Raw genomic sequence first — 23,697 nt, forward strand, 5'->3', positions numbered from 1 at the left:
CACCTTCCGCCGCAAGCGTTCTCGCCACCGGAATCGGGGTGTCACTCGACACGCTGCGGGGAAATCATCTGCGACGGTCACCGCAACCATGGCACAGTCGAGGCTCATGAGCGACTACCGCCGCCTCAACCGTGCCAACTGGGACGACCGAGCTCCCCTGCACGCAGGCTCCCACGACTACGCCGTGGACAGCTTCCGCGCCGACCCGTCCTTCCTCAGCGACGTGGTTCGCTTCGACCTGCCGCGCCTGGGCGACATCCGGGGCCTCGAGGGTGTGCACCTGCAGTGCCACATCGGCACCGACACCCTCTCGCTGTCCCGCCTGGGCGCGACCATGACGGGCCTGGACTTCTCCCCGGCCTCGCTGGCCGAGGCCCGCAAACTGGCGGACGCGGCCTCGACCGTCATCGACTATGTGGAGGCGGACGTCTACGACGCCGTCTCGGTGCTCGGCGGGGCCCGATTCGATCTGGTGTACACCGGGATCGGCGCGCTGTGCTGGCTGCCGGACGTGCACCGCTGGGCCGAGACGGTCGCGGGCCTGCTGCGCTCCGGCGGGCGGCTGTTCCTGCGCGAGGGACACCCGGTGCTGTGGTCGATCGACGAAACCCGCACCGACACCCTCGCCATCGGCTACCCGTATTTCGAGACCCCCGAGCCCTCGGTGTTCACCGAGGCCGACACCTACGTCGATGCCGCGGGCCCGCTCACGGAATCGACCACGCACCAGTGGAATCACGGCCTGGGCGAGATCATCGAGGCGCTGCTGCAGCGTGATCTGACGCTCACCCAGATCGTCGAACACCACAGCGTGCCGTGGAATGCCTTGCCGCAGCGCATGATCGCCGGAGATGACGGCGAATGGCGACTGGCCGAGCATCCCGAACGCCTGCCGCTGTCCTACACCCTGCAAGCCCGCAAACGCTGACGCCCGTCCGGGTCCGCGGGTTTCGCCGCGGGCCGGGAACCCGTCCGCCGCACCGCGCGTCCAATCGAGAAAGGACGTGAGGGGGCACCGATGGACCCGGACGCATTGCGCCGCAGCGCACGACAGAGTCAGGCCGGAGCCGAGCGCGAACAGGCCAGAGTCGGCGGCCACGGCGTCGACCCCGACTACATTCACCGGCTCGAGCACTTCGAGAGCTTCACCCACCCCCAGCTCTACCACCGCGTCCAGGCCATGAACCCCGGCGAAATGCATGCGGCAGCGGACATCTGGGTGGGTATCGCCGACAGCCTGTGGGGTGCGGCGCAGGGCCTGCACAACACCGCGCAGGCCGCGCTCGCCGAGGGCATGGCGGGTCACATCGCCGACGCGGCGGACCTCGCGGCCCGCCGATTCGTCCAGGACGCCATGGATGTCGCCGATATCGCCCACACCACCGGCACCCGGATCACCGCCGCCGCCTACGGAGCCGAGGCGGTCCGCAGAACCGTCCCCCCGCCACTGTTCGACGCCTTCGCCGCGTATCGCCGAGAACAGCACCGAATAGCCGTCGCCGCAATGGAAGCCAACTACGTCCCCATCTACCCACCCGCAGGCTCCGGAGTCCCCGCCTTCTCCGACACGACCGCACCCGACAACACCCCGCCGTCACCACCGGACGAGAACGCCACCGAGACTGCCGATTCGAACCCGATCTCACTCGTCAGCCGGACCGATTCCGCGGGCGAGCGAACCCAGGTGCCCGACACCTCGAACCCATTCCACCGCTTCTCCGAAAGATATTCGAATCCCACCGATCCGAATTCGGCACTCCACCCCTTGGAACGCCCTGTCTCCCAGCAAATCCCGAATTCGACGCCCACCCCGTCATCCGGCACCGGCACCGGCACCGGCACCGGCACCGGCACCGAGAATCACGCTGGCACCCCGGACCTCAGCGCGGAACCCACCGCGGACAACGGAGACCCCGCCACCACCGCTGAACCCTCGACCGTGCCCGCCGCCGACAGCCCACTGACCTCCGCATCCCCGACCCCAACCGTTCCCCGGACACCGGGAAGCTCACCATCGATCCCGGCCCTCCCCGACCCCGGCCGCAGCTACCCAGGCCCCACACCCTCGGAAATCACCACGCGCCCAACCTTTCCGGGCACCCTCCCCAGCCCAGAATCACTCGGCACAAGTGCCCCGCCTGGCCTCTACGCCCCAGGCTCCCGTGCGCAGAACTCCGCCACCGAGCACCACTCCCCCGCCTGGCTCATCCGAGACCGCCAGGAAGAACTCCTCGGCCGCCCCCTCCCCACCGTCGCCCCGACAATCGGCGCCGAAATCCTCGCAGCCCGAAACGATCTCGCCCTACTCCCCGACGAGCCGCCGTAGGCCCACCGTGCTTCCTGGCAGGCCGTTCATCGGCACGAATCCCTCTCGACTCGCCTGGGGGAGGCCTCCCACCAGTTAGAACTTCGCCCCATCGCCGACAAGCGCCGGAGCCGAACTCGGCACTATCCGAAACCGCACCGCCTCGATGTCGGCGGGAATCGCCGGGCCACGAACATCTCTCGCGGCCCGGTGGTTCATTCGCCGCCGAAAACTCTCTCCACCACCGTTTTCGCGCGGCGGGTGACGCGCATGTAGTGGTCGAGGAATTCGCTGCCGTCGTCGTTGGGCCAGCCCGCGACCTTGGCGACGGCGGAGAGGAGGGTGCCCGGGCCGGGGAGTTGGTCGGCGGGTTTGCCGCGGACCAGGACCAGGGCGTTGCGGGCTTTGGTTGCGGTGAGCCAGGATTCGCGCAGCAGGGCGGCGTCGGCGCTGTCGATGAGTTCGGCGGCTTCGATGGCGTCGAGGGACTTCAGGGTGGAGGTGTTGTGCAGTTCGGGGACCTCGTGGGCGTGCTGGAGTTGCAGCAGTTGCACGGTCCATTCGATGTCGGCGAGGCCGCCGCGGCCGAGTTTGGTGTGGGTGGCCGGGTTCGCGCCGCGCGGGAGGCGTTCGGCGTCGACGCGGGCCTTGATGCGGCGGATCTCGCGGACGGCGTCGGGAGACATGCCGCCCACGGGGTAGCGGACCGGATCGACGGTGCGCAGGAAGCGGATTCCCAGTTCGGGGTCACCGGCGACCTGGTGGGCGCGCAGCAGCGCCTGGACCTCCCACGGCTGCGCCCACTGCTGGTAGTAGGCGGCATAGGCGGCGAGGGTGCGGACCAGCGCGCCGTTGCGGCCCTCCGGTCGCAGTCCGGCGTCGACCTGTAGCGGCGGATCGGTGCTGGGCGCGCCGAGCAGTCGCTGCACCTGTTCGGCGACGCTGATCGCCCATTTCACGGCGACCGTCTCGTCCTGGCCGGGGCGCGGATCGCAGACGAACAGCACATCCGCGTCGGACCCGTAGCCCAGTTCCATTCCGCCGAGCCGTCCCATGCCGATGACCGCGAAGTCGGCGGGCGCTGGCTTGCCGGTCTCGGTCTCGATGCCACGGATGACGGCCAGCAGCGACGCCTCCAGGGTGGCGATCCACACCGCGGACAGCGCCTCGCACACCTGCGGCACCTCCAGCATGCCGAGCACATCGGCGGAGGCGACGCGCGCGAGTTCGTGGCGGCGCAGCGAGCGCGCGGTCGCGACGGCACGCTTGGCATCATCGTAACGGCTTGCGCCCGAAAGGATTCCGCGCGACACATCCGAGGGCTGGGTGGCCAGCAGCAGCGGCCCGTCCGGTCCGTCGGCGTACATGCGGATGGTTTCGGGCGCGTTGATCAGCAGGTCCGGCAGGTAGGCCGAGGAGCCGAGCACGATCATCAGCCGCTGTGCGATCGCACCCTCGTCGCGCAGTTCGCGCAGGAACCAGATCTCGTTGTCCAGACCCTCGGAGACCCGCCGGTAAGCGAGCAGACCCGCGTCGGGATTCGGTGTCTCGCCGAGCCATTCGAGCAGCGTGGGCAGCAGCAGCGCCTGGATACGGCCCTTGCGCCCGACCTCACCGGTGAGCGCCTTGAGGTGCCCGAGCGCGTTCTCCGGCGCCACGTAACCCAGTGCGGCGAGCTGCCGGATGGCGGCAGCGGGACTCAACCGCAGGTTGTCGGCGTCGAGGCGCGCCACCGAGTCCAGCAGCGGCCGGTAGAAGAGCTTGGCGTGCAAGCGCCTCACCCGCACCGCATTGCGTTTGATCTCGCTGGTGAGCACGCCGACCGCGTCCTGCCGACCGTCGGGCCGCATGTGCGCGGCCCGCGCCAGCCAGCGCATGCCCTCCTCGTCGTCGGGGGCGGGCAGCGTGTGGGTGCGCTTGAGCCGCTGCAACTGCAGCCGGTGTTCGAGCAGGCGCAGGAATTCATAGGAGGCGGTGAGGTTGGCGGCGTCGTCGCGGCCGACATAGCCGCCGTCGGCGAGCGCGCCCAGCGCCTCCACGGTGCCCTGCACGTGCAGCGAATCGTCGGCCTTGCCGTGCACCAATTGCAGCAGCTGCACGGCGAATTCGACGTCGCGCAGGCTGCCGTGCCCCAGTTTGAGTTCGCGTTCCCGCAGGTCCGCGGGCACCAGATCCTCGACGCGCCGCCGCATGGCCTGCACGTCGGCCACGAAGTCGGGCCGTTCGGAGGCCGCCCACACCATGGGCATCAGCGCGTCGCGGTAGTCGCCGCCGAGGTCGAGATCGCCGGTGGCGGGCCGCATCTTGAGCAGCGCCTGGAATTCCCAGGTCCGCGCCCAGCGCTTGTAGTAGGCGAGATGGGATTCCAGGGTGCGCACCAGCGCGCCCGCCTTGCCCTCCGGCCGCAGCGCCGCGTCGATCTCGAAGAAGGCGGCCGATCCGACGCTCATCATCTCCGCCGCCAGCCGGGTGGCGGTGGTGTCCGCGGGTTCGGCGACGAAGATGACGTCCACGTCGGAGACGTAATTCAGTTCCCGCGCACCGCATTTGCCCATGGCGATGACGGCCAGCCGGGCGGGCACCTCCCGGTCCGGACAGACCCGCGCGACGGCCACCGAGAGCGCCGCCGTCAACGCCGCGTCGGCGAGTTCGGTCAGATGCCACCCGACCTGCTGATACGGCAGTACCGGTTCGTTCTCGACGGTGGCGGCCAGGTCGATGGCGGCCAGCAGCATCAGCTGATCGCGATACCGCTTGCGCAGCAAGGCGATCGCCTCCGGCCCCGAGACCCCGGCGCGGAACAGCCTGGGTCCGGCATGCGGCCCGGTCTCCGGCTCGGCCTTCACCACCTCGAGCAGCTCGGCCAGCAATTCGGCGGGCGCGGGCAGCGTGGCCCGGCGCAGCAGTTGCCAGCCCGCCGGATCGGCGACCAGGTGATCGGCGAACGCACTCGACGACCCGATCAGCGCGAACAAGCGCCCGCGCAGCGAGGTGTCCTTGCGCAGTTCGTAATCCAAAGCCGCCCAGTCGTTTCCGAGCTGCTCGCGAAGCCGGATCAGGGTCAGCAGCGCCAGGTCGGCGTCGGGGGAACGCGACAGGGCCCACAGCAGGGGAACACTGTCTACGTTGTCCCAGGCCAACTCTCGAAGCGAGTTAGCGGCCGAAGGCTCGAGCAAACCGAGCCGTCCGACACCGGGCACAGCGGAACGAGCAGTCGGTGGCCGAACCATCCCTTCAAATTACATGCAGGTCTTGACCGCCATGCCGCCGAACCCTCCCAAACACGACACTGTGATAATTTTGCCTCCGCTTCGCTACGGCGGGTTCACGGCCCCGATGTCTCGTTCTTCCCTCCTCCGCTCCTCCGCTTCGCTCCCCCGCTCCGTCAGTCCAGAACGAGACGGCCGCGAACCACCCAGCGCTGCGAACCACAAAGGCCGCGAACACTGTTGTGTACGCGGCCTTTTGAAGTGCGGTGAGCGAGCTCGAACTACAGCCCGAGATATTCCTTGAGCTCGTACGGCGTGACCTGGGCGCGGTACCCCGCCCACTCGCGACGCTTGTTGCGCAGGAAGAAGTCGAAGACATGCTCGCCCAGGGTCTCGGCGACCAGCTCAGACTTCTCCATGTTCTTCAGCGCCTCGTCGAGCGAACCCGGCAGCTCACGGAAGCCCATGGCGCGCCGCTCGGCCGACGTCAGCGACCAGACGTCGTCCTCGGCCTCCGGCGGCAGCGTGTAGCCCTTCTCGATCCCGCGCAGACCGGCGGCCAGCAGCACCGCGAAGGTCAGGTACGGGTTGCAGGCGCTGTCGGGGCTGCGGATCTCGACACGGCGCGAGGACGACTTGTTCGGCGTGTACATCGGAACGCGCACCAGCGCAGAGCGATTCGAGCGGCCCCAGGAGGCGGCGGTCGGCGCTTCACCACCGTGGATGAGCCGCTTGTAGGAGTTCACCCACTGGTTGGTGACGGCGCTGATCTCCGGCGCGTGCTCGAGGATGCCCGCGATGAACGCGCGCGCGGTCTCCGACAGGTTGTCCGGGTCGTCCGGGTCGGCGAAGGCGTTCTGCTCGCCCTCGAACAGCGACATGTGGGTGTGCATGGCCGAACCCGGGTGGTCGGCGAACGGCTTGGGCATGAAGGTGGCCCGCACGCCCTCGTCGATCGCGACCTCCTTGATGAGGTAGCGGAAGGTCATCACGTTGTCGGCCATGGACAGCGCGTCGGCGTAGCGCAGGTCGATCTCCTGCTGCCCGGGCGCGCCCTCGTGGTGGGAGAACTCGACGGAGATGCCCATCGACTCCAGCGAATCGATGGCGTGCCGGCGGAAGTTGGGGGCCTCGTCGTGCACGGCCTGGTCGAAGAAGCCGCCGTTGTCGGCCGGGATCGGCGTGGAGCCGTCGTGCGGGCCGGGCTTGAGCAGGAAGAATTCGATCTCGGGGTGCACGTAGCAGCTGAAGCCGAGGTCGGCGGCCTTGTTCAGCTGACGGCGCAGCACGTGGCGCGGATCCGCCCACGACGGCGAACCGTCGGGCATGGCGATATCGCAGAACATGCGCGCGGAATGCTGATGGCCCTTGGAGGTCGACCACGGCAGCACCTGGAAGGTGGACGGGTCCGGCCTGGCCACCATGTCGGCCTCGGAGACCCGGGCAAACCCTTCGATGGCCGAACCGTCGAAGCCGATGCCCTCTTCGAACGCACCCTCGAGCTCGGCGGGCGCGATCGCCACCGACTTGAGATATCCCAGTACGTCGGTGAACCAGAGACGCACGAAGCGGATATCCCGCTCTTCGAGCGTGCGGAGGACGAATTCCTTCTGACGGTCCATGACCGCGACTTTAGGGAATCGGAGTTAAATCCGTGTTACATGGGGAGCACCAAACCCGCCCGGTGCTCCCCCTCACCCCTGCGCGCCTCAGCAGGTGAGGCCGTCCGCCGGGGTCGTCAGGTCCACCAGGTAGGCGATGACCGGCTTGTCGACGCACTCGACACCCGACAGCGACGCGGTGTGCCGCGTGCCCTTGTAGGTGATCAGCGCCGCACCCAGTTCCTTCGACAGGTTGACCCCCGCCTGATACGGGGTGGCCGGGTCGTCGGTGGTGGAGACGACCACGGTCTTGGGCAGGCCCTGGATCGAGAGTTTGTGCGGCGCACTGGTGTTGGGCACCGGCCAGATCGCGCACATCTCCAGCGGCGCGGCATTGCTGCCGTGGCCGTCGTCGAGGAACGGGGCGACGCGGCGATAGTCGGCGTCCTGCTGGGCGGCGATGTTGCGATCGGTGATCGGCGGGTCGTCCACGCAGCGAATGGCATTGAAGGCGTCGGCGCTGTTGTCGTAGCTGCCGTCGTCCTTGCGGCCGTCGTACAGATCGGCGAGCGCCAGCAGCGTGTCGCCGTGACCCTGGGTCAGTTCGCGCAGGCCCTTGGTGAGGGCGGGCCACAGGCTGGTGGTGTAGAGGGTCTGCTGCACGCCGGTCATGGCGTCGCCGTAGTGCAGGCCACGCGGATCATCGGTCGGCACGGGTGTGTCCCACAGCGGGCCGACCAGGGTCCGGAAGGTCTTGGTGGCCTGGGCCGGATCCTGCCCGAGCGGGCAGTTGGCCTTCTTGGCGCAATCCTTGGCGTAGTTGTCGAACGCGACCTGGAAGCCGCCCGCCTGCGCCACCGACTCCTTGACCGGATCCTGTTCCGGATCGAGCGCGCCGTCGAGGACCAGGGCGCGCACATGGTCGGGGAACTTCTCGGCGTAGGCGTAGCCGAGGCGGGTGCCGTAGGAGTAGCCCAGGTAGGTGAGCTTGGCGTCACCGAGCGCGCCGCGAATTACGTCCATGTCCTGCACCACTTCCCGGGTGCCGACGTGGGCGAGGAAGTCCTTGCCGGTGCGTTCCACGCACTTGTTGGCGAAGTCCTTGTTCTCGGCTTCGGTGCCCGCGATCCCGGCGGGCGAGTTGTCCCGGTTGGGTTCGGCGCGTTCGGCGTCGTTCTCGGCGGCGGTCAGGCATTTGATCGCGGGTTGCGAGGCGCCGACGCCGCGCGGATCGAAACCGATCCGATCGAAACGCTGCTCGAGCAGGGTCTTGTCGCCCTGGCTGATCATGCTCAGCCCCGACGCACCCGGACCACCCGGATTGAACAGCAGCGACCCGACCTTGTTGCCGCCGGTCGCCTTCACCCGCGAGATCGCGATCTTGGCCGTCGCACCACCGGGATTCGCGTAGTCGACCGGGACCGTCACCCGCGTGCACTGGGCATTCGCGGGCATCTGATCCTCGGTGTAGTCACCGCAGCTGCCCCAGGTCAGGGTCTGGTTGTAGAACTGGTCCATCCCCGCGGGCACCGCGGTCGGCGTACTCGCCGTGGGCTTGCCGTCCACCGTGCTCGTACACGCGGCCACGGTCATCGCCAAGGCCGTCGCCAGGAGCAGGACCCGGCCCTTTCGCTTCAACGCCATCTCACGATCGTGCCATCCTGCCGTACGCACCAGCGCACCCCTTCGGTCTGTCATCTCGCTCCGCCACCTCGCGTCGTGTCCCTGAGGTACATCGCGGCCGTCGCGCGTGTGCGCAACGTCACCGGAGCACGGATCAGGTCACGGTAGAGGTTCGGAGCCGCGGACAACGAGTCGTGGGTTTTCCCACGGTAACTCCCCAGGCCCCTCTCAGAAACCGCATGCTTAATGAGAGAGAACCGGGGGGATCTAACAATGAGGGAAGTCATGACCGAGCAACCACTCTCGCCGAACCAGTCCGCGCCGGCCACGGGCCGGTTCGGAACCTTGCGCTCCCGAAGCTTCCGAGCGGCGGCCGCCGCCGCGGTCGCGCTCACCGCGGCCCTGGGTCTGTCCGCCTGTGGCCCTTCGGGTCTGGTGCCGGGCAATCCGGTGGCGCAGGCGCCGAGCGCCGCGAGCAAGACCCAGCCGATCGACTTCACCACGCCCACCGCCGATCTCGACTCCGCCGCGCAGAGCGTGGTGCCGGGCATCGTCAACGTCAACACCGAACTGGGCCTGCAGAACGGCGAGGGCGCGGGCACCGGCATCGTGCTGACCTCGGACGGCACCGTGCTGACCAACAATCACGTGGTCGAGGGCGCGACCAAGATCTCGGTGACCGACCTGGGCAACAACCAGACCTACGACGCCTCGGTGGTCGGCTTCGACCGCAGTGACGATATGGCGATCATCAAGCTCAGCAACGCCTCCGGACTGCAGACCGCGACCCTCGGGGATTCCGACAAGGTCGCGGTGGGCGACCCGATCGTCGGCGTCGGCAATGCGGGCGGGCGTGGCACGCCGACCGCCGCGCAGGGCAAGGTGACCGGCCTCAACCAATCCATCACCGCCAGTGACGATTCCACCGGCAGCTCCGAGCAGCTGACCGGGATGATCCAGATCGCCGCCAATATCCAGCCGGGCGATTCCGGTGGGCCGCTGGTGAATTCGGCCGGACAGGTGGTCGCCATGGACACGGCGGCCTCCACCTCGAAGGGCTTCCGGTTCAACAATGTCGGCGGCGGTCAGGGTTTCGCCATCCCGATCAACAAGGCGCTCGGGGTGGCCAAGCAGATCGAGGCGGGCAACAGCTCGGACCGGGTGCACATCGGTGACACCGCGTTCATCGGCGTCTCGGTGAGCACCGCCAACGGCGGCGCGCTGGTGCGCGGCGTGGTGCAGGGCGGCCCGGCCGATCAGCTCGGGCTCGCCGCCCGCGACGTGATCACCGCCGTGGACGGTACGAGCGTCACCTCGGCCACCGAGCTCACCAATGCCATGGATCAGCACCACCCGGGCGACAACGTGACGCTGCACTGGACCGACGCCACCGGTCAGAACCAGTCGGCGCAGGTGCAATTGGCCACCGGACCCGTCGGATAGGGCCTGCCACAGAGAAGGGGTCCGAACGCTGCTGCCCGGGCCCCTTCCTTCGTGATGTGAGGAAATACATCCTCGAGCGCAGGCTCAGCGGTGGCAGACTGAGTTCGTCATAACAGCCCGGGGACCCGATCAGGGCCTCGAGGACACGACGAAAGGGACGATGATGTCCGTATCCGATGCGGAAACCCCTGTGTACGGTGCGGCGGCGACGCCGGCTCCCGCCAAGAAGAAGACCCGCGTTCATCATCTGCAGCAGATGAAGCAGGCCGGTGAGCGCTGGTCCATGCTCACCGCGTACGACTTCTCCACCGCCCGTCTCTTCGAGGAGGCCGGGATTCCGGTGCTCCTGGTCGGCGATTCGGCCGCCAACGTGGTGTACGGCTACGACACCACGGTCGCCATCTCCGTCGACGAACTGATCCCGCTGGTGCGTGGCGTGGTGCGCGGTGCGCCGCACGCCCTGGTGGTGGCGGATCTGCCGTTCGGCAGCTACGAGTCTTCCCCCGAGCAGGCCCTCGCCACGGCCGTGCGGTTCATGAAGGAGGGTGGCGCGCACGCGGTGAAGCTGGAAGGCGGCGAGCGGGTCGCCGACACCATCGCCAAGCTCACCGCGGCCGGTATCCCGGTGATGGCGCACATCGGGTTCACCCCGCAGAGCGTCAACACCCTCGGCGGATTCCGGGTGCAGGGCCGCGGCGACGGGGCCGAGCAGCTGGTCGCGGACGCCATCGCGGTGCAGGAGGCCGGGGCGTTCTCGGTGGTGATGGAGATGGTGCCCGCCGAGCTGGCCGGGCAGGTCAGTCGCAAGCTGACCATTCCGACCGTCGGCATCGGCGCCGGCGCGGATTGCGACGCGCAGGTGCTGGTGTGGCAGGACATGGTCGGTTACACCGGCGGCAAGACCGCCAGGTTCGTCAAGCAGTTCGCGGATGTGGGCGGTCAATTGCGTACCGCCGCAGCCACTTACGCGGACGAGGTGCGGCGCGGGGTGTTCCCGGGGCCGGAGCACAGCTACTGAGCCGGTAGCTCGCGCATCGAATACCACGCCTCCGCGGTGCTGCCGCGGGGGCGTTTCGCTGTCGACGGCCGACGTGTTCGGACCATGATCGAGTTTTGATGGCAGACTCGTGCCAACGAGCCGGAACGATCAAAGGGATGTCATGGATCGCCGTGGAACGAGTCGCCGGATGTGGCGTCTGCCGTTGTTGGTCGCCGCGACGGGAGTGCTCGCGCTGACCGCCGCGTGCGGGACCGCTACCAACACCGGATCGGCGCAGAGTTCCACCACGCCGTCGTCGACGAGCGTGATCACGCTGCCCACGGGATCCGGTGCGCCCCTGAATATCTCCGACGCCACCGCCACCCGGCTGTGCGATCTGATCAAGCCGCAGCTCTCCGATTGGCGGGTGCAGGGCCCGACGCTGGGCAAGATCGCGTGGAACGCGACCGTGCACCAGTGGGCGCTGGAGAACGGCGCGATCAACCTGCAGGTGCTCGCCGACAAGGACGTGGTCGACCGCGTCACCACCAAGAGCTGCGCGGACGTGCACGAGCAGGCCGTCAAGGCGCTGGAGATCCCCAACCTGGCCGCGGGGCTGGTGGGCTGATGCGCACCCTGTACCCGCCGATCGAACCCTACGAGCAGGGGCGGCTGGCCGTCGGCGACGGACAGCAGCTCTACTACGAGGTCAGCGGCAACCCCGACGGCAAGCCGGTGGTGTTCCTGCACGGCGGGCCGGGCGGCGGCACCGCGCCCTTCCATCGGCAGTTCTTCGATCCGGCGGCGTATCGGATCGTGCTGTTCGATCAGCGCGGGTGCGGGCGGTCGACGCCGCACATCGCGGACGGCGCGAGCCTCGAGCACAACACCACCTGGGATCTGGTCGCCGATATCGAAAGACTGCGAACGCATCTCGGGATCGAACGTTGGCAGGTGTTCGGCGGCTCCTGGGGTTCGACGCTGGCGCTGGCCTACGCCCAGACGCATCCCGACCGGGTGACCGAGCTGGTGCTGCGCGGCATCTTCCTGCTGCGGCGCAAGGAAATCGACTGGTACTACAATGGATCGGCGGGGTACATCTATCCCGACGAGTGGGAGAAGTTCCTGGCGCCGGTGCCGGAAGCCGAACGCGACACCGACCTGGTCGAGGTCTATCACCGGCTGCTGCACTCCCCCGATACCGCTGTGGCCACCGACGCGGCCGTCGCGTGGTCGACCTGGGAGGGCGCCACGAGTTCCCTGCTGCCGCACCCTGATCGGGTCGCCGAGACCGCCGATCCGCGGTTCGCGCTGGCGTTCGCGCGCATCGAGAACCACTACTTCGTCAACCACGGCTTCCTCGACGACGGTCAGCTGCTGCGCGATATCGGCCGCATCGCCGATATTCCGGGCGTGATCGTGCAGGGTCGCTACGACGTGGTCTGCCCCGCGGTCAGCGCCTGGGATCTCCACCACGCCTGGCCCGGTTCGCAACTGCACCTCGTGCCCGACGCCGGTCATGCGGCCGCCGAGCCCGGCATCACCCACCACCTGGTCGAAGCCACCGACAAATTCAGGACATAGACACCTAGGACACCCATGAGTACCGCAGCCGGATCCGCCCTGATCGACGCCGTAGCCGCCGATGTGGACCGGCTGTGCACAGCGGAACCCGATGTGCGCCAGGATCTTCCGGATTCGGTGCATCGGATGCGGGTGGCCACCCGGCGGCTGCGCAGCGTCCTCAAGTCGTATCGGAAGATCATGCGGCGCAAGGCGATCGGCGAGATCACCGACGAACTACGCTGGCTGGCCGGACTGCTCGGGGTGGCCCGCGACGCCGAGGTGCGCGCCGACCGCTTCGCCGCCCTGCTCGGCGATACCGCCGCACCCTTCGACGAGCAGACCGTCCCGCTGGGCGAGAAGTCCGCTCCCAGCCCGGATTTCGGCGCCCGCCTGGTGGCCGAGGAACGCCGCTTCTACGCCGGTGCGCACGCGGCCGCGGTGGACGCCTTCGACAGCCGCCGCTACCACCACCTGATCGCCCGCCTGCACACCATGATCGACAAGCCGCCCCTGCGCCCCGCGCAGGCCCGCGAACCCGCCACCGAGGTCTTCACCGCCGTCCTGCGCCACGAATTCCGCGACCTGCGCCGCCTGGTTCGCATCGAACCCACCCTCTCGGAAGCCGACCGCGTGGAACACCTCCACGACATCCGCAAGGCCGCCAAACGCCTCCGCTACTCCGCCGAAGCCGCCACCGCCGTCCTCGGCGCCCCCGCCACCGAACTGGCCAAGCGCGCCAAGAACCTTCAGGGCGTCCTCGGCGACCACCGCGACGCCGTCGAATCCCTCGCCACCCTCCGCACCCACGCCTCCGACGCGAAAGAATCCGGCTACCAACGTCTCTGCGACGCCGAAGCCGCCGCGGCCGCCAAGGCCCTCGAGCAATACCCCGCCGCCACCGAATTCCTCCACCACCGCCCCCTGGGCTGAGGACGTTGCAGGGCCGCGCCCGAGCTCACGATGCCGAAGGCGGCTTGCCCCGTCCGGGTGATGAATTCGGCGGCATCGCACCATCACCGTTCGCGTCGATCGCGGGGTAGGCGAAGGTGACGGTGCGGGTGGTGGGGTCGGAGGTGGTGAGGCGGACGGTTACCGGGGTGCCTTCGGGTGGGGTGCCGGTGCATTTGGCGAGGACGGGTGGGGTGGGGATGAAGATTTCGGCGGGGCGGGTGGGGGTGGCTTCGCGCAGGACCACCGCGTCGAAGTCGGTGCCGAGGCGGGGGGCCAGGACGGTGGCTTCGGTGAGGTCGAGGCAGGCTCGTTCGACCTTGTTGGCGAGAGCGTCGGTGCGGCGCATGACATCCGCGACGGGGGCCAGGCCCTCGTGGACCCATTGGGGGACTTCGGTTCCCGCGCAGTGCGACAGGCAGATCTCGGTGGCGTAGCGGTCGGCCAGGCGGCGCAGGGGGGCCGTGACGTGGGCGTAGGCGGCGCCGATCGCGCTGTGCTGCAAGGTGTCCGGGGATTGGCCGTTGGGGATGGTGTAGGAGGCGCCGCGCAGCAGGCTGGTGGCCTCGGACATGAGGACCAGGGCGGCGGGGGTGTTGGCGTCGAGTCCGGCCAGCAGTTGTCCGGCCGATTCGGTCTTCGGCCAGCGCACGCCGACCGCCGCGGCGGTGCGATGCATCGATTCGATGGCAGCCGACGCGGGCGGCGGCATGGTGCGCAGCAACCCGAGATGATCGTTCGCCTCCGGCGTCGCCGCAGCAGCATTCGAGGCCGCTTCACTGTTCGCGTGCGCGCCACCGTCCGTCCGCGCGGCACTGCCCGCCTGTGCACCGCCGTTCGCGGATGCGTCACCCGACCCCGCGGATTTCGTAGCGGCTTCGGGAGATGTCCGGGCGGGTTTGCCGGGAGCGGTGGAGTTATTGCCATCCAACATGATTCGGGCGGCGCACATGCCCGTCAGCAGTGAGACCTGTTCGTTCCAGTCGTCGGCGGCGGTGCGGGGTTCGAGGACCAGTTGCCAGTGGTCGATTCCGGTTTGCTCGTCGTCGCGCACGACGCTCTGGGCGGGCAGGCGCAGGTTGATCGCGCCACGGCGCAGGCCCGCGGCGATGCGCAGGCGGCCGAAGTCCGGGAGGGCGGTGATCGCGGGGTGCAGGCGGCCCGCGTCGGCGTCGGCCTGCACGGCGGCGTAGTCGAGGCGGGCGCGGGAGCGGACCAGTGCGCGGGTCACCGAATACCGCAGTGGCTCGGCGTTCTCGTCGCATTCGATGGTCCACAGCGCGGCCGGGCGGTCGACGTCGGGCAGCAGGGAGGCGCGGTCCTCCGACAGCACGGTGGGGTGCAGCGGGACGGTGCCGTCCGGGAAGTAGAAGGTCTGACCGCGCACCAGGGATGCCTGCGCGAGCGGTCCGCCGGGAACGACGAACGCGGCGACATCGGCGATGGCGTAGTAGAGCAGGAATCCGTCCGGCGTGCGGGTCAGGCAGAGCGCCTGATCCAGATCCATCGCGCCGACGGGATCAATGGTGACCAGCGGAATCTCCCGCCGATCGACTCGGCCACCCGCGAACGCGTCGACCGCGCCGCGGGCTTCCGAGACAGCCTCGGGCGGGTAGCCCGAGGCCAATCCGAATTCGGTTCGCACGGCGCCGAAATCGACCGGCGCCGAAACGATCCTCTGGTGTAGTTCCACCGGAAAGGCTGTCCCTACTGCAGGGCCAGCATGGTGCCGTTCAGGGTGTCGAACGGACCGTAGACCGTGAACACCACGCGGCCGTCCGGGAACTGCGACGACATGGCCGCCGCCGAATCCAGGGCCTCGCCGAACGAAGCGGCCGAGGGGTGCGGCAGGCCAGCGATCGCCTGCCCGATGTGAGAATTCGCGACCCACTGGGTGTCGGCCGGAGTGAGATCGACCTGCACTCCACCCGGCAACGGGGTCACCGCGAACGCCGAAGCGGACCCGGCACCCAGCATGACCGAAACGGAAGCGGCAGCGGCAAGAAGTGCACCGGCTGCCAGTTTGCGAGCAATTCGCATTTAGACGAGACCTGCTTTCCGACGTTGTTTCAGCCCTTGGCCCGTTGCGGTTCGCAACGGAACTTTCCAACGCGCAACACTTTATGACGTCGATCACGTTCGATGCCAGTTCCGGCCGGATCACCAGCTCGACACGCCGTGCCGGGCACCGGCGTGTCGACCAATCGGTTTGTACGCGGACTTCCGAAGCGGCGACCGGCCTTCGGCAACCGATGTTGCGCGCACCTCGATCTTGCACCCGTCCGGGCCGGAACGCACGCGAGCGGGAGAGCGGCGTCGCTCACGCCACCCTCCCGCTCGCTGAATCCGCTACTTGGCGCGCAGCCCGTCAGGGAATTTCGCGCTGAAGTACTTGAATCCGTAAGCGATACCGAACAGCACCACGATTGCCGCCGGCTGAATCAGACCCGACATGTTTTCTACCCTCATCTTCATCCGCCGAACGCGCGCGGACCGGGTGCCCGCGCTACGCCGACTCCTTGCCCGCCGCCGGCTGCCCGGCCGCGTTCGTCTTCGCCTGTGCGCCAGGCCGTTCCGGAGCGGCCAGCGCCTCCCGCAGGCCGGGGGTGGCCAGCAGCGCCATCAGCTGACCCACCGCCTCGGGCGCGTGCACTGCGGGCTGCGCGGGAACCTGCGGCTCGTCGGTGGTGGCGGCCTGCGGATTCCCGGCGCGGTCGAAGAACCGCAGCAGTTCGACCGGGAACGGCAGCACCAGCGTCGAATTCTTCTCCGCCGCAACCTGCACCACGGTCTCGAGGAATCGCAGCTGCAATGCGGCCGGCGCCTTGGCCATGTTGGTGGCGGCGTCGGCGAGTTTCTGCGAGGCCTGGAATTCGCCTTCCGCCGAGATGATGCGGGCGCGGCGTTCCCGCTCGGCCTCGGCCTGCCGGGACATGGAGCGTTTCAACGCATCCGGTAGCGCGACGTCCTTGATCTCGACCCGATCGATATGCACGCCCCAGGCCAGCGCCGGGCTGTCGATCATTATCTCGAGCCCCTTGTTGAGCTGTTCACGATTGGACAGCAGATCATCCAGTTCGCTCTTGCCGATGATGGATCGCAGCGAAGTCTGCGCCACCTGCGCGACGGCGAACAGATAGTCCTGCACCTCCACGATCGCGCGCATCGGGTCCACCACCCGGAAATACACGACCGCGTCCACGCGAACGGTCACATTGTCACGCGTGATGCCCTCCTGCGCGGGCACCGGCATGGTGATCACCTGCATGGATATCTTGCGCATCTTGTCGACCGCGGGAATCAGCAGCCGCAGCCCGGGTTCTCGCACCGATCGCACCCGCCCGAGGCGGAAAACCACCCCGCGCTCGTATTGGGCGACCACCCGCACCCCGGCGCTGACCACCATCCCCGTGACCACGACCAGAATCGTCAGAACAACGACAAGTACACCAACAACGTTCATCGTTCACTCCGCGAAAGCATTTCCGCGCCATCGGAAATCCGGTGGTGTGCCTCCATCATGGCACCGGAAGATCTTCCGCGCGACGCCAATTCCGGGTCTGCACCCACACGTTCGAGAGGTGCCGCGAAGCGGCGACCGAGCCGAGGCGGACGAGTCGGTCTGTAAGCCGGATCCTGTACCTGGTGCGAGCACCAAGTGGCGACCATCCATCTGGACACACCGTTGCCGGGTGCCTCGAGCGGTCCACCCGCAGGCTCGGGCGAGCAGCCCTCGAACACCTGCGCAGCCGCACTCTCGCGAGTCCGGCCTTCGACCTTGCTCCGGGCGGGGTTTACCTAGCCGCGCCGGTCACCCGGCGCGCTGGTGCGCTCTTACCGCACCGTTTCACCCTTACCGGTGGTGCACTTCGTGCGAAGCGCGGCCCACCGGCGGTCTCTTCTCTGTGGCACTGTCCCGCGGGTTGCCCCGGGTTGCCGTTAGCAACCGCCCTGCTCTCCGGAGTCCGGACTTTCCTCGGCGACGGGCTGCGGCATTCGCATGCCCGTTCCCATCGCCGCGGCCGCCCGACCGACTCGTCCGCGGGCACCAGGGTACGGTAGTGCGCCATGGAGCGTGTCGAGGTGGGGTTCTCTTCTGGCGACGAACAGTGTGCGGGGTGGCTGTATATGCCGGACGGCCCGCCCAAGCCGCGTCCACTGGTCGTGATGGGACACGGGCTGGGGGCCGATCGGGAAATGGGTCTGGACCGGTACGCGCGCCGGTTCGCCGCGGTTGGAATAGCCGCCCTGGCTTTCGATTACCGGCATTTCGGGGCCAGCGAGGGTGAACCCCGCCAGGTCATCAATATCGCCAAGCAGCGGGCCGACTGGCATGCCGCCATCGCCTACGCGCGCACCGTCCGCGGTGTGGACGCCACCCGAATCGCGCTGTGGGGCAGTTCCTTCGGCGGCGGGCACGTGCTGTCGGTGGCGCCGGACGACCATTACATCGCCGCCGTGGTCGCGCAGTGCCCGTTCACCAGCGGCTGGGCCTCGGCGATGGCGAAGGGCCCGATCAGCCTGCTCAAGACCGGCACCATCGGGCTCACCGACCAGCTGGTGGGGCCGATCATCCGGCGGCCCATCAATGCCCGGCTGGCGGGCAAGAAGCATTCGTCGGCCCTGATGAGCGCCGCCGACGTGCCCGCCGGATACGGCCGTCTCGCCGAGGAGTCCACGCAGTACCGGCCCAAGGTGGCCGCGCGGATCAGCCTGTCGACCCTCTTCGACGCGCCCGCCCGCCGCGCCAAGGACATCAAAGCCCCTGTCCTGTACGCGATCTGCGACAACGACACGGTCGCCCCGGCCGGGCCGACGCTCAAGGCGGCGGAACGCACCAAGCACGCGACCGTCAAGCGCTACCCGATCGGCCACTTCGACATCTACTTCGACGACTGGTTCGAGAAGGCCGTCTACGACCAGACCGAATTCCTGATGGCGGTACTGCGCCCCTGAGTCAGAGATACGAGGTGTCGTTGGCCAGGCGCACCGACGCACCGCCGTCCGGATAGAACTCGGCGACCGACAGCGACGCCAGATCCAGGTGCAGGCGGTAGAGCAGCGACGGGCCGACGCCGAGAGCCAGTTGCAGCAGCGTCTTGATCGGCGTGACATGGCTCACGACAAGGACATTCACGCCCGGGTAGAGGGCGACGATGTCGCGGCGGACGGCTTCGACGCGCTCGCGGACCTGATCGAAGCTCTCGCCGCCGGGCGCGGGCACGGACGGATCACCGAGCCAGCGGGCGTGCATCTCGGGGTCGTGGTCGCGGGCCTCCTGGAAGGACATCCCTTCCCACACACCGAAATCCGTTTCGATGAGGCCGTCGAGCACCCGCACCGGCAGACCCAGCGTCCGCCCGGCCGCCTCGGCGGTCTCCCGGGCCCGGCCCAGCGGCGAGCTGACGATGGCGGCGATATCGCCCTTGCCCGCAAGCATTTCCGCCGCCTTGGCGGCCTGCTCGCGACCGAGCGCGGTCAACGGCGGATTGCCGCGACCGGAGTACCGGCGCTGGATGGACAGTTCCGTCTGACCGTGCCGCAGTAGCAGCAGGCGCGTGGGACGGCCGATCGCCCCGGTCCAGCCGGGTGCGGGCGTGGCCGAGCTCGAATCATCGGCGGCACGAGGGGTTTCCGGCACGGCATCGGCCGTCGCGGCTCCCAGGTTCGGGTCGGTGTGCACCGCCGTCGCGACAGCGAGGGCTTCTCGCACCTCCGCGACGGTCCCGGCGTCGTCCATGGCCTCGTTGGCGAGCCGGTCGGCGTGCGAATTCTCCTTGCGCGGAATCCAGGTGAAGGTGACGCGGTCGAATCCGGCGACCAGGCGGCGGGCCCGATCCGCGAGCGGAATCATGGACTCGTGCTTGACCTTCCAGCGCCCCGACATCTGTTCGACGACCAGCTTGGAATCCATCCGCACCGAGACCTGCGCCGCGCCCAGTTCGGCGGCGGCCTCCAGCCCGGCGATCAGTCCGCGATATTCCGCGACATTGTTGGTGGCGACGCCCAGGTATTCCTTGCGCTCGGCCAGCACCGTCGCACGCTCGGCGTCGAACACCACCGACCCGTACCCGGCGGGCCCGGGATTGCCGCGGGAACCGCCGTCGGCCTCGACGACCACCTTGTCCACCAACGTCTTCCACCTTCCCTACGGAACCTGTGACGGCCCGATGCCGGTCGCGCCGTTCGCCGCGGCGACCTGGCCATCGTCGTGCTCGCGTGATCGCCGAGGCACCGCGTGACACAGTCTCGCAGCGTCGGCTGGGCGTCGGCCTGCCGCCCCGCCCGGGAAACGAAACCGCCGCGCGTCGAGATCGGCGCGCGGCGGGGAGGTGGACTCGCGTCCTACAGGCCGGAGTGCTTGGTGCGCACCAGGATCGCGTTGCATTCGGGGCAGCGCACGACCACGTTGGGGGCGGTCTGGGTGATGCGGGAGATCTCACCGCGGTCGAGTTCGATGCGGCAGGCGCCGCAGCGGCGGGCCTGCAGCAGGGCCGCGCCGACCCCGTAGGCGGCGGCGCGCTGCTTGTCGTAGGCGGCGAGCAGGTCGGCGGGCAGGCCACCGGCGAGTGCGGAACGGTCGGAGTCGCAACGCTGCTGGGCGACGTTCAGGTCGGCGAGCGCGTCGTCGCGGCGACGTTCGGCGTCGACCAGGTCGGCTTCGGCCTGATCGAGGTTGGCACCGGCGTGGTCATGGTCGGCGGCGGCGGCCTCGCGGCGCTCCATCACGTCGATCTGATCGTCCTCGAGCACCTTGCGGCGACGTTCCAGGCTGGTCAGCTCGTGCTGTAGCTCGGAGAGCTGCTTGGCGCCCACGGAACCCGCGGTGAGCATGCCGCGGTCGCGGTCCTCACGCTTGCGGACGGCGTCGATCTCGCCTTCCAGTTTGCGGATGTCGCGATCGAGGTCGTCGATGAGGATCTCGACCTTCACCGCCGCGTCCTTGCGCGCGGTCCGCTCCCCCTCCAGCCGCGCCACCTCCTGCGCCTCGGGCAGCACCTTGCGGCGATGCTCGATCCGTGTCAGCTCGGCGTCGACAGCGGCGAGGTCGAGCAGCTTGGCCTGGATCGATGGTTCGGCATTCAACGCGGAGGGCTCCTGGACGCTATGGACGGTTCAAGATGTTCACCGTACCCGCACCGGGCACCCGAATTCGCCAACACCGCGATTACCTGCGCATTCGATCACGAGCCCCCGAAAATCGGCGGACGCCGAGCCGCGAATGTGCCAGTCTGCGGCCATGGCTGAGCACATCTACGACGTCGACGTGACGTGGTCCGGCAACAACGCCGAGTACCGCTCGTACTCCCGCAACCACGAGGTGACGGCGGACAAAAAGCCCCCGATCCCCGGCTCGGCGGACCCGATCATCGGCCGCGGCGATGTCACCCGCTGGAACCCGGAACAGCTGCTGGTCGCCTCCCTCGCCCAGTGCCACATGCTCTGGTATCTGCACATGTGCGTCGAGGCGGGCGTGGTCGTCACCGACTATCGCGACCATGCCACGGGCATCATGAACAACCAGAAGTTCCTGCTCGTGGTGCTCCGCCCGGAAGTCACGGTCACCGACGCCAGCATGCGCGCGGCCGCGAAGCAGGCGCACGCCGAAGCCGCGAAACGCTGCTTCATCGCCAACTCGATGAACTTCCCGGTCGAACACGAGCCCACAATCGTTGTGGCGCAGCAGGATCCGTCGTGATGCACCCGAGGTAGTACGTCAGCAGTCGTGCGCGCCGAGCGTCCAGGGATCGGTGCGCACCGCCGAGACCCGGGTTTCCAGACCGGGGAGCGCGGCCTGCACGATGCCTTCCGCCTGTGCGCACCAGGGGAATTCGGTGGCCCAGTGGGCGGCGTCGATCAGGGCGGGTCCGCCCGCGCGCAGGTGTTCGTCGGCAGGATGGTGGCGCAGGTCGGAGGTGACGTAGGCGTCGACTCCCAGACGAGACACCTTGCCCAGGAAGGAATCTCCCGCGCCGCCGCAGACCGCCACGGTGCGGATGACGCGGTCCGGCTCACCCGCCGCGCGCACGCCCCACGTGGTGGCGGGTAGCCCGGAACGAACGCGAGAGGTGAACTCGCGCAAGGTCTCCGGGGCTGCCAGCTCACCGACGCGGCCGATCCCGAGGCGAGAGGGCAGGGTCGCGCGTTCGGTGACGTCGTAGGCAGGTTCCTCGTAGGGGTGTGCGGCCCGCAAGGCCGCCAAGACCGCGGCGCGACGCGAGGCGGGCGCGACCAGCTCGAGCTGATCCTCTTCGCCGCGATGCAGCTCCCCGATCCTCCCGGCCGCCGGATTCGCCCCGTCCAGGGGCCGGAACTGCGCGGTCCCCGCGACCGTCCAGGCGGCGTCCGAATAGCGTTCGCTCGCACCGGCTCCCGCCGCGAACAGCGCGGCCAGCACGGCCTCGGCATGTGCCCGCGGCACCGTCACCGTCCAGGTGTCGCGGGCGGTGAGCGGTTGCGGGTCCAGCGGCCCGGTGACGGTCAGCCCGATGGCCGCCGCCAGCGCGTCGGAGACGCCCGGGTCCGCGGAGTCGGCATTGGTGTGGGCGGTGAACAGCGCACAACCGGAGCGGATGAGCCCGTGCAGCAGTGCGCCCTTGGGCGTGCTCGCCGCCACGGTGTCGACCCCGCGCAGCAGCAGCGGGTGATGGACCACCAAAGCCTGTGCGCCCCAGTCGATCGCCTCGCGCACCACGGCCTCGGTGGCGTCGACCGCGAACAGCACCCGCGACACCTTGTCGTCCGGGTCACCGCAGACCAGACCCACCGAATCCCAGGATTCGGCCAGTCGCGGCGGATAGGCCGCATCAAGTACCGCCGTGAGATCCGCCAGCCGCACCGTCGTCACCACAGTCCAACCTCCTCCGTCACCGACCGCTTCACAGTCCTACGTCCCGGATCGCCGCGACCAAGCGGTCGACGGCGGCCGCGGGGCGCACCGCGACCCGCAGGAATCCGGTTTCCAGTCCCGGGAAGGTATCACCGCGCCGCACCGCGATCCCCTTGTCCGCGAGCCGCTTTCGCAACAGTTCCGCGTCCGGCACCCGGATCAGCAGAAACGGACCGGACGCGGGCTCGTGCACCTCGACGCCGAGTTCCCGCAGCCGGGGAATCATGGCGACCCGATCCACCGCGATCCCCTCGGCCCGCCGTCCCGCCGCGGCGACCGCGTCCGGCTCACTCACCGCCGCAATGGCTTCCAGTTGCAGGGTCCCCAGCGGCCAGTGCGGACGGCCGTGGTTCAGCCGCGCCAGCACCTCGGGCGCACCGAGCACGTATCCGCAGCGCAGCCCGGCCAGCGCCCACGTCTTGGTGAGGCTGCGGAACACCAGCACATCCGAATGACTTTCCCCCGCAATCGATTCCGTCTCCCCCGGCACCGCGTCGGCGAACGCCTCGTCCACCACCACGATGCGCCCCGGCCGCCGCAACGCCCGAATGCTCGCCGCCGGGTGCGATACCGAGGTGGGGTTGGTCGGATTGCCCACCACCACCAGATCCGCGTCCTCGGGCAGCACGACCCCGTCCAGCGTGTAGGGCGGCTCCAGCACCACCCGCGCGACCGGCACCCCACCCTCCCGCAGCGCCAGCTCCGGTTCGGTGAACGAGGGATGGATCACCGCCGCCAACCGCGACCCCAATCGAGGCAGCATCGCGAACCCCTCGGCGACCCCGGCCAGCAGCAGCACTTCCTCGGCCCGCCGTCCATGCCTGGCCGCCACGGCGTCCCGCGCTCGCCGCTCGTCCTCGCCCGACGGATAGGCCCCGAGATCCCCCAACCGCGCGGCCAGCCGCCGCGTCAACCACTCGGGCGGCGCACCGCCCTGCACGTTCACCGCGAAATCGACCATCCCCGGCCCGGTCTCGACGTCCCCGTGATGCCGCAGTTTCCCCAGGTCGATCAGGGTGGCAGTCGATGCCGACGTCGATGCGCCCGCCGGCAGGCACCGCTCACCGGGAGACGTCGAACGGTCTCCGGTCGAGGGCGGGTCGCGGTGGTCCGCGGTGGCGTCGGGCACAGCC

At 69.0% G+C, this 23,697-nt stretch carries 19 protein-coding genes and 1 other RNA gene; 9 read left to right on the forward strand and 11 right to left on the reverse strand.

Features of this window, described 5'->3' with window-relative positions; translation table 11 throughout:
* The first annotated feature begins 106 nt into the window (after positions 1 to 106).
* The gene (locus OG300_RS20825) at positions 107 to 928 is read left to right on the forward strand and encodes a class I SAM-dependent methyltransferase (RefSeq protein ID WP_405498427.1); all 822 of its coding nucleotides are present in this window, start codon (positions 107 to 109) and stop codon (positions 926 to 928) included.
* A 90-nt stretch (positions 929 to 1,018) separates the two neighbouring features.
* On the forward strand, positions 1,019 to 2,326 hold the full coding sequence (locus OG300_RS20830) for a hypothetical protein (RefSeq protein ID WP_405498428.1): 1,308 nt from the start codon (positions 1,019 to 1,021) through the stop codon (positions 2,324 to 2,326).
* Between the two features lie 194 nt (positions 2,327 to 2,520).
* Here OG300_RS20830 and OG300_RS20835 read toward each other — a convergent pair whose 3' ends face one another.
* From OG300_RS20835 to OG300_RS20845, 3 genes are all read right to left on the reverse strand, one after another.
* Positions 2,521 to 5,535 carry a bifunctional [glutamine synthetase] adenylyltransferase/[glutamine synthetase]-adenylyl-L-tyrosine phosphorylase gene (locus OG300_RS20835; protein ID WP_405498429.1) on the reverse strand — a complete coding sequence of 1,005 codons (3,015 nt, stop codon included), beginning with the start codon at positions 5,533 to 5,535 and terminating at the stop codon, positions 2,521 to 2,523.
* A gap of 260 nt (positions 5,536 to 5,795) precedes the next feature.
* A complete protein-coding gene (gene glnA / locus OG300_RS20840; protein WP_405498430.1) occupies positions 5,796 to 7,136 on the reverse strand; it encodes a type I glutamate--ammonia ligase in 1,341 nt (446 codons plus the stop codon).
* An 87-nt stretch (positions 7,137 to 7,223) separates the two neighbouring features.
* Entirely contained in the window at positions 7,224 to 8,759 is a 1,536-nt protein-coding gene (locus OG300_RS20845) for an alpha/beta hydrolase (RefSeq protein ID WP_405498431.1), read from the reverse strand.
* A 264-nt stretch (positions 8,760 to 9,023) separates the two neighbouring features.
* On the opposite strand from OG300_RS20845, the gene OG300_RS20850 reads away from it, so the two are divergent.
* The 5 genes from OG300_RS20850 to OG300_RS20870 all read left to right on the forward strand — a co-directional run bounded on the left by OG300_RS20850 (position 9,024) and on the right by OG300_RS20870 (position 13,656).
* Complete coding sequence (locus OG300_RS20850) at positions 9,024 to 10,181, forward strand: S1C family serine protease (protein ID WP_405498432.1); 1,158 nt, start codon at positions 9,024 to 9,026, stop codon at positions 10,179 to 10,181.
* A gap of 163 nt (positions 10,182 to 10,344) precedes the next feature.
* On the forward strand, positions 10,345 to 11,199 hold the full coding sequence (gene panB, locus OG300_RS20855) for a 3-methyl-2-oxobutanoate hydroxymethyltransferase (RefSeq protein ID WP_405498433.1): 855 nt from the start codon (positions 10,345 to 10,347) through the stop codon (positions 11,197 to 11,199).
* A 142-nt stretch (positions 11,200 to 11,341) separates the two neighbouring features.
* Entirely contained in the window at positions 11,342 to 11,788 is a 447-nt protein-coding gene (locus OG300_RS20860; protein ID WP_405498434.1) for a hypothetical protein, read from the forward strand.
* Positions 11,788 to 12,744 (forward strand): prolyl aminopeptidase, encoded by a 957-nt coding sequence (gene pip / locus OG300_RS20865; RefSeq protein WP_405498435.1) that lies wholly within the window; start codon positions 11,788 to 11,790, stop codon positions 12,742 to 12,744. Before OG300_RS20860 ends, pip begins: the two co-directional genes overlap by 1 nt.
* Positions 12,745 to 12,759: 15 nt before the next feature.
* A complete protein-coding gene (locus OG300_RS20870; protein ID WP_405498436.1) occupies positions 12,760 to 13,656 on the forward strand; it encodes a CHAD domain-containing protein in 897 nt (298 codons plus the stop codon).
* Between the two features lie 25 nt (positions 13,657 to 13,681).
* Here OG300_RS20870 and OG300_RS20875 read toward each other — a convergent pair whose 3' ends face one another.
* The 4 genes from OG300_RS20875 to rnpB all read right to left on the reverse strand — a co-directional run bounded on the left by OG300_RS20875 (position 13,682) and on the right by rnpB (position 17,712).
* Positions 13,682 to 15,367, reverse strand: a complete 1,686-nt coding sequence (locus tag OG300_RS20875) for an RNB domain-containing ribonuclease (RefSeq protein WP_405498437.1) — start codon at positions 15,365 to 15,367, stop codon at positions 13,682 to 13,684.
* Between the two features lie 14 nt (positions 15,368 to 15,381).
* Positions 15,382 to 15,651, reverse strand: coding sequence for a hypothetical protein (locus OG300_RS20880; RefSeq protein ID WP_405498438.1), 270 nt, complete (start codon positions 15,649 to 15,651; stop codon positions 15,382 to 15,384).
* 529 nt (positions 15,652 to 16,180) lie between these two features.
* The gene (locus OG300_RS20885; protein ID WP_405498439.1) at positions 16,181 to 17,137 is read right to left on the reverse strand and encodes a slipin family protein; all 957 of its coding nucleotides are present in this window, start codon (positions 17,135 to 17,137) and stop codon (positions 16,181 to 16,183) included.
* Positions 17,138 to 17,283: 146 nt separating this feature from the next.
* An RNA gene (gene rnpB / locus OG300_RS20890) (RNase P RNA component class A) lies at positions 17,284 to 17,712 on the reverse strand.
* Positions 17,713 to 17,742: 30 nt separating this feature from the next.
* On the opposite strand from rnpB, the gene OG300_RS20895 reads away from it, so the two are divergent.
* Positions 17,743 to 18,630 (forward strand): alpha/beta hydrolase, encoded by an 888-nt coding sequence (locus OG300_RS20895; protein WP_405498440.1) that lies wholly within the window; start codon positions 17,743 to 17,745, stop codon positions 18,628 to 18,630.
* 1 nt (position 18,631) lies between these two features.
* Here the strand turns inward: OG300_RS20895 and OG300_RS20900 are convergent, their stop codons facing one another.
* Both OG300_RS20900 and OG300_RS20905 read right to left on the reverse strand, forming a co-directional pair.
* Positions 18,632 to 19,804 (reverse strand): bifunctional RNase H/acid phosphatase, encoded by a 1,173-nt coding sequence (locus OG300_RS20900; RefSeq protein ID WP_405498617.1) that lies wholly within the window; start codon positions 19,802 to 19,804, stop codon positions 18,632 to 18,634.
* Between the two features lie 215 nt (positions 19,805 to 20,019).
* Positions 20,020 to 20,760 (reverse strand): zinc ribbon domain-containing protein, encoded by a 741-nt coding sequence (locus tag OG300_RS20905; protein ID WP_405498441.1) that lies wholly within the window; start codon positions 20,758 to 20,760, stop codon positions 20,020 to 20,022.
* A 154-nt stretch (positions 20,761 to 20,914) separates the two neighbouring features.
* Here OG300_RS20905 and OG300_RS20910 point away from each other — a divergent pair, with 154 nt between their 5' ends.
* Positions 20,915 to 21,373, forward strand: coding sequence for an OsmC family protein (locus OG300_RS20910; protein ID WP_405484038.1), 459 nt, complete (start codon positions 20,915 to 20,917; stop codon positions 21,371 to 21,373).
* A gap of 18 nt (positions 21,374 to 21,391) precedes the next feature.
* Here the strand turns inward: OG300_RS20910 and OG300_RS20915 are convergent, their stop codons facing one another.
* Together OG300_RS20915 and cobC are read right to left on the reverse strand one after the other, a co-directional pair.
* Entirely contained in the window at positions 21,392 to 22,522 is a 1,131-nt protein-coding gene (locus tag OG300_RS20915; protein ID WP_405484040.1) for a Nif3-like dinuclear metal center hexameric protein, read from the reverse strand.
* Between the two features lie 31 nt (positions 22,523 to 22,553).
* Complete coding sequence (gene cobC, locus OG300_RS20920) at positions 22,554 to 23,570, reverse strand: Rv2231c family pyridoxal phosphate-dependent protein CobC (protein ID WP_405498618.1); 1,017 nt, start codon at positions 23,568 to 23,570, stop codon at positions 22,554 to 22,556.
* Positions 23,571 to 23,697 lie beyond the last annotated feature (127 nt).

Origin of the sequence: Nocardia sp. NBC_00511, assembly GCF_045161165.1 — a bacterium.
Taxonomy (GTDB): domain Bacteria; phylum Actinomycetota; class Actinomycetes; order Mycobacteriales; family Mycobacteriaceae; genus Nocardia.